At 47.9% G+C, this 12,722-nt stretch carries 11 protein-coding genes; 7 read left to right on the forward strand and 4 right to left on the reverse strand.

What is annotated here, in order from left to right:
* Positions 1–14 precede the first annotated feature (14 nt).
* The gene (locus QNO02_RS05335; protein WP_289391336.1) at positions 15–1,520 is read left to right on the forward strand and encodes a sugar ABC transporter ATP-binding protein; all 1,506 of its coding nucleotides are present in this window, start codon (positions 15–17) and stop codon (positions 1,518–1,520) included.
* Between the two features lie 15 nt (positions 1,521–1,535).
* Complete coding sequence (mglC, locus tag QNO02_RS05340; RefSeq protein WP_017690326.1) at positions 1,536–2,555, forward strand: galactose/methyl galactoside ABC transporter permease MglC; 1,020 nt, start codon at positions 1,536–1,538, stop codon at positions 2,553–2,555.
* A 276-nt stretch (positions 2,556–2,831) separates the two neighbouring features.
* Here the strand turns inward: mglC and QNO02_RS05345 are convergent, their stop codons facing one another.
* Positions 2,832–3,167 (reverse strand): hypothetical protein, encoded by a 336-nt coding sequence (locus QNO02_RS05345; protein WP_036672474.1) that lies wholly within the window; start codon positions 3,165–3,167, stop codon positions 2,832–2,834.
* A gap of 257 nt (positions 3,168–3,424) precedes the next feature.
* Between QNO02_RS05345 and QNO02_RS05350 the strand changes: the two genes are divergently transcribed.
* The gene (locus tag QNO02_RS05350; RefSeq protein WP_256332322.1) at positions 3,425–4,996 is read left to right on the forward strand and encodes an ATP-binding protein; all 1,572 of its coding nucleotides are present in this window, start codon (positions 3,425–3,427) and stop codon (positions 4,994–4,996) included.
* Between the two features lie 357 nt (positions 4,997–5,353).
* Here QNO02_RS05350 and QNO02_RS05355 read toward each other — a convergent pair whose 3' ends face one another.
* From QNO02_RS05355 to QNO02_RS05365, 3 genes are all read right to left on the reverse strand, one after another.
* Positions 5,354–7,186 (reverse strand): ABC transporter ATP-binding protein, encoded by a 1,833-nt coding sequence (locus tag QNO02_RS05355; protein WP_289391337.1) that lies wholly within the window; start codon positions 7,184–7,186, stop codon positions 5,354–5,356.
* Positions 7,179–8,963, reverse strand: coding sequence for an ABC transporter ATP-binding protein (locus tag QNO02_RS05360; protein ID WP_289391338.1), 1,785 nt, complete (start codon positions 8,961–8,963; stop codon positions 7,179–7,181). The genes QNO02_RS05355 and QNO02_RS05360 overlap by 8 nt, the downstream gene beginning before the upstream one ends.
* A gap of 69 nt (positions 8,964–9,032) precedes the next feature.
* A complete protein-coding gene (locus QNO02_RS05365; RefSeq protein WP_249911652.1) occupies positions 9,033–9,467 on the reverse strand; it encodes a MarR family winged helix-turn-helix transcriptional regulator in 435 nt (144 codons plus the stop codon).
* A gap of 233 nt (positions 9,468–9,700) precedes the next feature.
* Between QNO02_RS05365 and QNO02_RS05370 the strand changes: the two genes are divergently transcribed.
* The 4 genes from QNO02_RS05370 (at position 9,701) to QNO02_RS05385 (ending at position 12,666) form a co-directional block, all read left to right on the forward strand.
* Positions 9,701–10,639 (forward strand): NUDIX hydrolase, encoded by a 939-nt coding sequence (locus tag QNO02_RS05370; RefSeq protein ID WP_289391339.1) that lies wholly within the window; start codon positions 9,701–9,703, stop codon positions 10,637–10,639.
* Between the two features lie 92 nt (positions 10,640–10,731).
* The gene (ybiA, locus tag QNO02_RS05375) at positions 10,732–11,217 is read left to right on the forward strand and encodes a riboflavin biosynthesis intermediates N-glycosidase (protein ID WP_289391340.1); all 486 of its coding nucleotides are present in this window, start codon (positions 10,732–10,734) and stop codon (positions 11,215–11,217) included.
* On the forward strand, positions 11,210–12,184 hold the full coding sequence (locus QNO02_RS05380) for a TIGR02452 family protein (protein WP_289391341.1): 975 nt from the start codon (positions 11,210–11,212) through the stop codon (positions 12,182–12,184). The genes ybiA and QNO02_RS05380 overlap by 8 nt, the downstream gene beginning before the upstream one ends.
* Positions 12,185–12,243: 59 nt before the next feature.
* Positions 12,244–12,666 (forward strand): macro domain-containing protein, encoded by a 423-nt coding sequence (locus QNO02_RS05385; protein WP_289391342.1) that lies wholly within the window; start codon positions 12,244–12,246, stop codon positions 12,664–12,666.
* The last annotated feature ends 56 nt before the right edge of the window (positions 12,667–12,722 follow it).

The following is a 12,722-nucleotide window of genomic DNA, read 5'->3' on the forward strand; positions in this document are numbered from 1 at the left end:
AGGGAGGATACAACATGGAGTCACCTTACCTGCTGGAGATGAATGGAGTTTCGAAAGCATTTCCGGGTGTGCAGGCACTAAGTCAGGTCACATTGAAGGTGAAGCCGGGGACGGTTCACGCTTTGATGGGAGAGAATGGAGCGGGCAAATCCACACTTATGAAATGTCTGTTCGGGATGTATCACCCGGATGAAGGAACGATACGCATTGAAGGAAAGGATGTGGATATTCCGAATTCCAAAGCGGCACTTCAGCAAGGGATATCCATGATTCATCAGGAGCTGAATCCGGTCCCGCATCGTCCGGTGATGGAGAATATCTGGCTGGGTCGTTTTCCGATGAGGGGAATACTGGTGGACGAGAAACGGATGTATACTGATACACTATCTCTGTTCAAGGACCTGAACCTGGATATTGATCCGAAGGCTCAAGCCGGAACATTGTCTGTTTCCAAGATTCAATCGATGGAAATTGCCAAGGCGGTCTCGTTCAATTCCAAAGTCATCGTCATGGATGAGCCAACATCTTCCCTGACAGGCAAGGAAGTGGACCAGCTCTTCGCCATTATTAATGAACTGCGCAGTCGCGGTGTATCCATAATCTACATTTCCCACAAGATGGAGGAGATCCTGACGATCTCGGATGAAGTGACGATCATGCGTGATGGCTTTGTTGTCGGGACTTGGGATGCTGCGGATTTAACGACAGATCTGATTATTACACGCATGGTGGGTCGTGATCTGGACGAACGTTTCCCGGAACGGACGAACGTACCCGGTGAAGTGATATTAAAAGCCGAGGGGCTGACATCAAACCAGTCCAAATCGTTTCGTGATGTATCCTTTGAGCTGCGAAAAGGTGAAGTGCTCGGCATTGGCGGCTTGGTTGGAGCACAGCGGACAGAACTGATTGAGTCCTTGTTCGGACTGCGCGGACTCGCTTCAGGTACGATTTGGATTCATGGGCGCAAGGTGAAGATTAACTCCCCCGCAGCAGCGAAGCGTCATAATATTGCGTTGCTCACGGAGGAACGAAGGGTTACAGGGATATTCCCAGTGTTGTCGGTGTATGAGAACACAATCATTGCCAGTCTGGGGCGCTACCGAAATCGTGTGGGTTTGCTGGACGAGAAGAAGGGCCGGGAAGAGGCACGGGAACAGACGCAGAAGTTTAGAACCAAAACGCCTTCAGTTAACACACTGATTCGCAACCTATCTGGCGGTAATCAACAGAAAGTTCTACTGGCCCGCTGGTTGCTGACCGACCCGGAGATTCTGCTGCTGGATGAACCGACCCGTGGAATCGATGTAGGGGCCAAGTTCGAGATATACACCATTATTACGGAACTGGCTCGTCAAGGCAAAAGCATTATTATGATTAGCTCGGAGATGCCGGAACTGCTGGGTATGTCGGATCGCATTATGGTGATGAGCGAAGGGCGTCTCACCGGAATCGTGAACGGAGCCGAGGCAACAGAGCAGGATATTATGAGGCTGGCCGCGCAGCAGCGGATGGCTTAGTCAGGAGGGAAACAGATGAACACACAGATGATCAATCAAGTGAAACAATATGTAACACAGCGCGCCATCTTTATCGTATTGATTCTGCTCATCATTGGTATAGCTATTGCCGATCCGAATTTTCTTGCCTTCTCCACACTGCGGGACATCTTACAGCAATCCTCCACACGGGCTATTATTGCGCTTGGTGCAGCCTTTATCCTTGTCACGGGCGGGGTCGATCTGTCCGCTGGACGGGTGGTTGGTCTGACGGCTGTTGTATCGGCATCGATGCTGCAAATTGATGAGTATGCCAACCGCTTCTTCCCCGATCTGCCCCACTTATGGGTGGGTCTGCCGATCCTTGTCGGGATTACCGCGGGTCTATTCGTGGGATTGGTAAATGGACTGATTGTCGCCAAATTACATGTGCCTCCTTTTATCGCAACGCTGGGTACGATGGTTGCTGTGTACGGACTGAACTCCATTTATTTTGATACGGAACCCAACCAGTCACAGCCCATCGGAGGATTGAGACCCGATTTCACCGTTATTGGTTCTGGATACATTGATCTGGGCGGAGGTTATTCCATACCGTATATTGTCCTGATTGCGATTGCGGTAGCATTAATCTGTTGGGTGATCTTCAACAAAACACGTCTCGGCAAAAATATGTACGCGATCGGTGGCAACATTCAGGCGGCGCATGTATCCGGGATTCATGTGGCACGCAACCTGGTTGCCCTGTATGCCATTGCGGGTGCACTGTATGGTCTGGGTGGTGTACTTGAGGCAGCACGTACAGGTGGAGCTACGAACAATTACGGTAACATGTATGAGCTGGATGCGATTGCCGCATGTGTGGTAGGCGGCGTATCAACGGCGGGTGGTATTGGAACGGTACCTGGGGTTATGGCGGGTGTGCTGATCTTTGGAGTCATTAACTATGGTCTGACGTTTATCGGTGTAAGTCCATACTGGCAGTTGATTATCAAAGGGTTGATCATTGTTGCTGCGGTGGCTTTTGATATCCGTAAGTATATGGCGAAAAAATAAGATGAGCCTCAAGAGGTTACACCAGTCACTCCGATGACAGAACAACCTTCTGATCGCTGTTATCCCCAGATTTTTTGATTCCCTTCTAAAGAAGTGAAAATCCGGGGATAAAGGCGAGGTGTATGCTTCCGATGTAGCTTTCTTTCAGAAAGCTTTTAGCTCCGCTTCTTCAGGTTATTTCTGTCCTCTACGTTATCGTGTAAACAATTTGTTCATCTTATATGGAAAAGCAGCAAAGAAGCCAGCCCTCGGGATATAGAGAGCTGGCTTTAATTGTTATGCATTTACAAACCAATCTACGACAGTAATTATAGGGCCAATAATGCAAAACACTAGCATAAACGCAGCCACGTTACAGGCAACACTTGAGCCATAATGTGAACGATTTTTTTTGGCTATCCAGATGGTAGGGATCCAGAAGATTGCTGTGGCTACAAAGGGGATATGAAGTCCTTGATCTCCGTTACTATAAATAGGCAAGTTTAATAGTTCGAATAGTCGATAACCTAACCTGAAATTTTCTTCTCCCCACCCGTAGTTAAAAGCGAATCCCATAGCCAGTATGAGCAGAGATAGAGTACCCAGACCGAAAGGTTTTCGTTGTGTTGTCATGTGATATCCTCCATAACTAAGTATTTATCCTAAATTAATCCATTAATGTATTGTACCACAATAATGATATGCGAAGAGGAATTGTTTCACTTTTGTTGATTACAATTACATCATATGTCCTATTGCCTTCATAATTTATACATTCATGCGAATTTGACGAGCCTCCACTAATCGACAACATCAGCTAATCATAATCGATATAATACATGTACATAAGTTGTTTGATGTGAGTTTTATGTCAAAGGGGGCGAGGCTGTTTGCTTAGTTACACGATGAAAATGGTGATATTCCCGCTAGGTTGTCTGCTTGTCATTCTGTCCTCTTATGTTCTCAGGCTTACCCCTCATATGGCAATAATGTCACTTTCGGCGACATTATTGGTAGCAAGTATTTATGGGGAGAGACGATATCCTGTGCTGCGAAAGTTTCAGTGGATTTTTCTCGGGATATTCCACTATTTCAGTGAACTGAACTGGTGCAACATGCTGTATTATATGCTCATTATTTCAATGATCCAGGACAAACCACGGTTGGCGCAGACCTTGCCGATTTCGTTGCTGCTTATGCTGCAATATACGGTGATTCGGCTTTCGTATGTGCCTGTAGATACATATGCTTTGCTGGTTTCGTTATTTGACCTGTTAACCTCGGTTGTTATCATTTTTTTGTATCATACCTTAATCAACAGTGAGGTCGAGAAGCGCAGGCTTCGGGAAAAAAATCGGTTCCTGACCTTGCATGATCCGCTTACCGGACTGTTGAATTACGAAGGTTACATGGAGGTGTTACATAAGACAGTAGAAGAGCAACGGTCTTTTTTGCTTGTCCTTTTGAACGTCAATAACTTTAGCGGCTTTAAAAAAGATTCAGAAGATCCTTGGTGTACGGTAATCACAGGTACAGGTCAGATGATCAGCAATCATTTCACCGAAGCCTATGGCATATCCCGGTATGCAGGAGACCGATTTGCGGTCGTTTTGCCGGAGATACAGGATGTGGAAGAACGAATGTCGTCACTGTTATCCGTGCAGCTTCAAGGATTCCAGGTAAGCTACAGCATCTCTCTGTACCCGGAGATGTCGGATTCGTTGCAGCACTTTATGACGGTAGCCGAGGATAGGCTGCTTCAACAACAGCGCAGCAAGTGGCTGAAAAATGAAGAAGAAGTCTTTCGTTCCGAAAGACTAAGGGCCGTTGGTGAACTGGCCGCGGGTATGGCTCACGAAATTCGGAACCCGCTTACCGCAATTCGGGGATTCCTGCAGCTTTCCCGTGGACAAGCGTTTAATATCGCGCCATGGTATGAAGTGATTATGGGTGAGGTGACGAGAGTAACCGATCTGACAGCTGAATTTTTGCAGTTTTCCAAACCACATGCCAATCACATGAAGCCGGAACAATTGGGGCACTGCCTTGAACGAGTAATGTCTTTGACCGAGTCAGATGCGGCATCCCGTGGGCATCGAATTACGCTTGAAATGATTAATGAGCCAGTCGTGATCAACATGGATCGGGATAAGATTGTGCAGGTATTGATCAATCTGATTCGTAACGCTTTTGAAGCAATGACAGACCCTGGTGAGGTTCATATGGATTTGTTGCAGGAAGGAGATGCAGTACTCATTTCAATTACAGATACAGGAAGCGGCATTCCGGAAAATTCGCTATCCACAATCTTTAATCCCTTTTATACAACCAAAGAAGAAGGTACGGGACTTGGACTTGCACTTTGCCAGAAAATCGTTCAGGATCACAATGGTAAAATTACCGTCCATAGCGAAATGGGGGTTGGTTCCACCTTCACGCTTCATCTGCCCATGGAGACGTAAATCGTATAACTGACCCAGAGATAGCAATTAAATAGTCATTAAATAAAATCAAAAAAACGCCGCATGGGTCCTGAAGAACCCCGTGCGGCGTTTAATATTTCGATTAACTAATGTGTGGATTCCACATCGGTTCAGATCAAACTATATTTGGTTGAACTAATCATTTACACGTAACGGAGAGGACAGAAAAAACCTGAAAAAGCGGAGCTAAAAGCTTTCTGAAAGAAAGCTACTTCGGAAGCATACATCTCGCCTTTATCACCGGATTTTCCCCTTGTGAAAAGGGAATCGATAAAATCTGGGGATAACAGCGATTGGAAGGTTATTCTGTCATCGTAGTGTCTGTGTAAATAATCATTAGTTCGACTTATTGAGCTGTCCCTGATGTAACTGATAGTAGAATCCTTGTTGCTGCATCAACTCGTCATGGCTTCCCCGTTCAGCAATCTGTCCATCATCAATGACGAGAATCTGATCGGCTTCACGAATCGTGCTCAGTCTGTGGGCGATGACAAAGCTGGTCCGGTCTTTCATTAATGTGCGCATCGCTTCCTGGATCTTCATCTCTGTACGCGTATCAATGCTGCTCGTTGCTTCATCCAGAATAAGAATGGCCGGATCAGCCAGAATTGCCCGGGCAATGGTCAGCAGTTGTCGTTGTCCCTGACTTAGGTTGCTTCCCCCGGAAATGATGGGGGTATCGTAGCCCTGTGGCAGTTTGCGGATGAACGAATGTGCATTCGCCAGCTCAGCCGCTTGTCTGATCTGTTCATCCGTTGCGTCCGGCTTGCCGTAGGCGAGATTCTCGCGAATGGTACCCGAGAACAGGTATGCATCCTGAAGTACAATGCCGAGTTGCCGACGAAGTTGATCCTTCTCCAGTTCCGAGATGTCACATCCATCAATGGTAATCCTTCCGCCTGTAATCTCGTAGAAACGGGGCAACAGGTTGATAATGGTCGTTTTGCCTGCGCCGGTGGGTCCAACAAGTGCAATCATCTCACCAGGTTTTGCAGTAAAACTAACCTTCTTCAGAATGTCTCGCTCCGCACTGTACCCGAAGGAGACGTCTTCAAATACCACTTTGCCTTGAATCTGATCCAGTTGTTTCTTCTGTTCTTCCACGTATTCACCAGGCGTATCCATGATGTGGAATACACGTTCAGCACCTGCAATTGCAGCCTGAATCAAATTATACTGATTGGCTAGATCGTTGAGTGGCCGCTCAATCTGGCGGGAGTAAGCGAGAAAGCTGACGATCAGTCCGATGGATGTTAGATCATGATAAGCCATCCATCCACCTACAGAAGCCAGTATGGCAAACCCGATATTGTTCATCACGTTCATTGTAGGTCCAACCAGACCCGAAACGGTCTGGGCTTGTGTGCTGGATGTGCGAAGTTTCTCGTTCAGATTTTCAAAATGTTGATGTGCCTGATCCTGACGATTATAAGCAGCTACGACTTTTTGTCCAGCAATAGTTTCCTGAGCATACCCATTAAGCTCACCAAGCAATTTCTGTTGAGCGGTGAAGTGTTTGCGTGTTCTTGACGCGATCAGGCGAGTGGCGATGGTAATCAAGGGTACAGTCACTAGACTGAGCAGGGTAAGCCGAACATCCAGTGCAAACATGATCGACAAGGAGCCAACGAGCAAAATGGCGCTGGACATCAGTTGGGTTACACTTTGATTCAGCGTTGTAGATACGTTATCGATATCATTGGTGGCCCGGCTCATCAGGTCCCCGCTTTGATTTTTATCAAAAAAGCTGACAGGCAGCTCTTGCAGTCGGGAGAACAACGCATGACGCAGATCTTTAACGGTCAGTTGGGACACACCAATCATGACATAGGATTGAGCCCACATCAGCAGCGAACCAAAGACATAAACACTCAGCAAGAGGAGACATTCCTTCAGTAAACCCGCTGTTACTTTGGGAACGATATGTTCGTTAACGGCGCGGCCGAGAAGATAAGGCCCTGCCAGATTGAGCAGTGTGCCGAGAGCGGTTAGAACCAATGCAGCAATGACTCCTTTGCGATGACGTCCCATGTACGACCATACCCGAATCAGAGCATGGCGAGCATTTTTGGCTCGGACTTTGGGAACAGGTCCTCTTCCCGCTGGTCCGGGTCTTCCGATCGGAGGCACGACGGTTTGTTGAATGGAGGAAGATGCAGGTTTAGCCAAATTGAACATCCTCCTTCCGTTGCTGCGAATAATAGATCGCTTGGTAGTGTGATGAATGAGCCATAAGGTCATCATGTGTGCCCCTGGCAACGATCTGTCCTTCATCAATGACATATATACAGTCTGCATCCTTCACGGAAGAGATCCGCTGTGCAATCAAAAAGGTCGTGCTGTCTTTCATCAAGGATTGCAAAGCCTTCTGAATACTCGCTTCCGTGCGCAGATCCACAGCACTGGTGCTATCATCCAGAATGAGCACTTCCGGTTGCATGAGCAGGGCGCGTGCAATGGATATACGCTGTTTCTGCCCACCGGACAGATTGACGCCGCGTTGCCCCAGTTCCGTGTCATACCCGTCTTTCAGTTTCATAATAAAATCATCCGCTGCCGCAGCTTGTGCCGCAGCACGCAATTCAGCATCCGTTGCACCGGGCCGGCCGAAGCAAATGTTATCCCGGATGCTGCCGCTGAAGAGGATGGATTCCTGTAGCACAATGGACACACGGCTGCGAAGATCCTGAAGATCCCAGTGGCGAACGTTCACTCCATTCACGAGCACTTCACCCTGCGAAGCATCGTATAGACGGGGAATCAGCTGCACGAGCGAGGTTTTGCCTGAACCTGTTGAACCGATCAGAGCCACTTTCTCACCCGGGCGAGCCTTCAGGTTAATGCCGGTGAGTGCATGATCTCCGTCATAACGGAAAGATACGTCTCTGAACTCCACTTGACCGTCTGTGCGTGAGGAAAGGGAAGACGTTTGGTATTGGGATTGATCACGGGTAGTCGGGGGTGACTGCACATTCCCGGAGTTGTCGGTTCCCGATTGAATATCCGGCTGTGTATGTAACACCTCGTTGATCCGTGCAGCAGATACCTTGGCGCGGGAGAAACTCATCATCATCATGCCGATGGACGTGAGGGACGAGAGTACAACCGTGACATAGTTGATAAAAGCAATCAGATCTCCAGCAGCAATATCGCCTCCGACTACCTGGAAACCTCCGAACCACAGCACCGCTACAATGGTAGCGTTCAGCATCAGGCTGAGCACGGGTGCATTCAGCGTTACAATACGCCAGGCTTTGACGGCGGTTGTAGTGTAATCTTCGTTGGATTGCTTGAAGCGCTTTTTCTCCAGACGTGCACGTGCAAACGCCTTGACGACTCGAATGCCAGCAAGATTCTCCTGAAGCACAGCATTGACCTGATCAAGCTTGCTCTGCACACTGGCGAACAGCGGATAGGAAGCTTTTATCAGAATAAATAAAATAATAAATAGTACCGGCACAGTCGCAATAAGAATCAAAGCCAGTTTCACACTGATCGTAAACGCCATAATGATACTACCGATGATCAGCATCGGCGAACGGATAAACATCCGCAGCAGCATCTGCACAAAGGTCTGCATCTGGGTGATATCACTGGTTAGACGAGTGATCAGAGATCCTTCCTGAAACGTATCCAGATTACGGAAGGAAAAGGTTTGAATATGGTCAAACAGTTCCTGGCGCAGATCTGTGCCGTATCCAACGGCAGCTTTGCTTGAATAGAGTGTACAGCCTGCGCCGCCAACCCAGCCGATTAACGCAACAAGTAGCATGATCAGACCTGTAGTTATGATATGGGAAAGGTTGCCTGCAAGCACACCATCATCCACGATGCTGGACATCAGTTTGGGCTGGAGCAGGTCCATGGTAACCTCAAGTACCATGAGCAGCGGGGCGATGATCGCCGCCGACTTATACGGGGTCAAGAATCGTTTTAACGTCCACAATTAGGAAATCACCTCAGTTTTCATTGCGTAAGTGAATCAATTGGTGCGATGTTGCCAGTCTGCATCAATTCAGGATTCACGCAGGTTTTGGAGCATACGCTGTGCAAGCAGAGACATGATCCTGGATTCTTCCGGTGTAAAATCTTTCTGGGCCTGCTGTTCCAACTCCTGAATCACTTCTCTCAATTCTTGTAACGCGGAGCGCCCCTGATCCGTCAGATAGACCCGCAGACTGCGCAGATCCTTCGGGTCTGCTTCGCGTCTCACATAACCGGATGTTTCCATGCGCTTAAGCATGACGGTCACCGTAGCGGGACTGCGCTGAAGTTGTTCGGCCAGATTTTTCTGGGATTGGCCATCTTCCCGTTCAAGCTGGAACAACAAAGGGGGCTGCCCCGGATATAACTCGGGGTGGTTCACAAGTTTCTCATGAACCTTGTAACGTTTTAGTTTCACGAGTTCGGATAGCTGTCCCATTAACCGATCGTTTTGGACTGGGTTCATATCATCTACTCCATTTCTACCTTCATTCCATCTACTGAATACCAGACTTTTTGAACACGCACATTTAGTTAGTCGACTAACTAAATCTTAAGTTTGATTTGACATATCGTCAAGTGAATACAGATCATTTATTTTGGACTGGAAATATTGACCTAAGATAAAATGATGTGATAAATTGATATTATCTAATTGTTAATAACATAATGTTAATAACAGAATGGAGTTAGTATATTATGACTTACGAAGGTTCCTCAGGAGGAAAAGCCCCCGATTACCGGGAGCATCAGGATCAGATACATATCAGTGAACAACAGTTTCTGGAAACGTATAATGCTGGTGATTACGAACGTCCTTCCGTCACCGTGGACATGTTGGTCTTTACGATACGCAGTGAGGCTCAGGAGAACTATCGCAAGCTCGCGGAACCCGAACTCCAGTTACTGCTGATCCGGCGGGGTGGCCATCCCTATCTGGGACAGTGGGCGTTACCGGGTGGATTTGTCTCCATGCAGGAATCATTGGAAGATGCTGCTCGGCGGGAATTGTTGACGGAGACGGGGCTGGATGATATTTATTTGGAGCAACTGTACACCTGGGGAGATGTGGAGCGAGATCCGCGTACACGGGTCATCAGCTGTTCCTATATGGCGCTGGTGGATAGCAGCGAGTTGGAGCTTCAGGCTGGTGATGATGCCAGTGAGGCCAATTGGTTTCGGGTGGAACAGCGACTTCTGGAAGAGAAACGCCATATCCATGAGCGTGGACGTGTGACAGAACGCAGGCTGCAGTTGATTTTGACCAATGGAACAGAAGAGTTATCGGCAATTGTTGAGACGAAAGAAACAATAGAAGGAAAAGTACGGAGCCATCGTTTGACGTTGGGGGAGGTTCAGGGGATTGCATTTGATCATGCCAAGATCATTCATTATGCGCTTGAGCGTCTGCGATCCAAGATCGAGTACACGGATATTGCATTTAATCTGATGCCGGAGACGTTTACGCTGACTGCACTTCAGAAAGTACATGAGATCATCAGTGGCAAAAAACTGCTGGCTGCCGCTTTCCGGCGCAAAATCGCCGATTGGGTCATTGAGACAGGAGAGTATGCGAGCAGTGCCGGTCATCGACCATCACGCTTATACAGATTGAATCCAGAGAGACAGAACTTATAGAAGATGGTGTGCATCACTGAAATCGAATGAAGTCATTCAAGATGTTTGCGGGATGATTGCATACATGAGGAGCATGTAAAGAGGGGATATGGATGGAAAAGTTTACGTTTTTCTGGCGGACTGCATCTCCGTTCTCACAGTGGCACCCGGCGGATTTTACCGTGAACGGGATTCACTACACGAGTGCGGAGCAATACATGATGCACCAGAAAGCGCTGCTGTTTGGCGATCATACCATCGCAGACAAGATTCTGAAGGCAAGCTCTGCTTCGGTACAAAAAAAGCTAGGCAGACAGGTTGCAGGCTTCGACCAGACTTTATGGGAAGCTGAGTGCCAGCGCATCGTTTACGAGGGTAATTTGGCCAAATTTACACAAAACGAAGAACTGCTAACCGCGCTGCGTGCCACTCGTGGAACGACCCTAGTGGAAGCAAGCCCGGATGATCGCATCTGGGGTGTGGGACTGGCGGAGGAAGACCCGCATATTCGTAATAGAAGAACATGGCGGGGAACCAACTGGCTGGGTGAGATTTTGACCCGTCTAAGAGAAGATATAGGATGTGATTCAGATGAGTGATCAACAACAGGATAAAAACAATAGCAGTGGGCGATACAGCAACAACAGTAAACTCGATAGATCAAGTGGTATTGCCGGCTCCAATCCACGTACTATTCGGGCTAATATCGCACAGCAGACGTTGGCTATTTTGGATGAAGGGCAATACGTAAATGGGTATGATCGCAAGGTTGAGATAGGTACCGATGTGCAGCAAGCCATCCGAAATTCGGTGTTATACCGTCCAGCAGAATTGTCCGCGCTCAGAGAAAAGCTTCGTACAGAAGCTTACGTTGGAATTCAACCCACGGCCCCATCCGCTGGAGTTGAGGCTGCACCGGGTCGCATTGAAGTTACTGGCGAGACTACACTTGGAGCTGCTTTACGTTTGACGGTAGCTGAAGGAAGAGAAGATGTGGTCTGTCTGAACTTTGCATCGGCGAAAAATCCTGGCGGCGGTTTCCTTGGTGGAAGTCAGGCACAGGAAGAGAGTCTGGCCCGAGCGACAGGACTATACCCGTGCATCACCCAAATGGACGAAATGTACGAGTACAATCGCAAACAGCGATCGGGTCTCTATTCGAATTATATGATCTATTCACCGGATGTTCCGGTGATCCGGGATGACGAAGACCGATTGCTGGACAAATATTATGTATCATCATTCATTACTGCGCCAGCGGTGAATGCGGGTGTGGTGAAAGAGCGTGGAGAAGCGGATGATCTACAGATTGAGTCCGTGATGAAGGAACGTATTCGTTATATTCTGGATGTGGCTGTTTCCAACGGTCACCGTACGATTGTTCTGGGCGCGTACGGTTGCGGCGTATTTCGTAATGAACCGGCAGTGGTGGCGAAGTATTTTCATGATGTGTTAGTGGGAGAGGGATTTAAGGACTCCTTTGAACGAATTGTATTTGCGGTATATGATCGATCCGCAGGTCAGAGAACATTAAAGGCATTTCAACGTTTTTTGGCAGAGGGCTAATTAAGTAGAACAAAGGATGTAGCTTGAAGAAGGAAGCAGGACAAAAGGAGATGAATGCGATGCAGTTTCATGAGAGAGAACAGGATTTATTTGAACTGGGGGATGAGTACACGCTTGCACACTGCATATCAGCCGATGCAAGGATGGGCAAGGGCATTGCGGTACAGTTTCGCGAACGATTCGGTTTGGAAAATCTTCAAGAACAGGCGGGACAAGAGCCACTTGAGATTGGACGATGTTATCCGGTAGGACGGACGCTGAATCTGGTCACCAAGGCAAAGTTCTCCAATAAGCCGACGTATCAATCGTTGACTAATGCGGTAGAATCCATGCGAGACGTGTGTGTGAAGGATGGTATTACGAAACTGGCGATGCCCCGAATAGGATGCGGGTTGGACAGACTGAAATGGGAGAAAGTCAGTCCGATTATCCAGAAAGCTTTTGCCGATACGGATGTTGAGGTCATTGTCTGTACACTGTGAGCGCACTTGGTGGAAGAGGATGGACTGCAGCTTGCTGGCAGATCCAACGCAAAAAA

Source organism: Paenibacillus sp. PK1-4R, from assembly GCF_030369595.1.
GTDB lineage: Bacteria > Bacillota > Bacilli > Paenibacillales > Paenibacillaceae > Paenibacillus.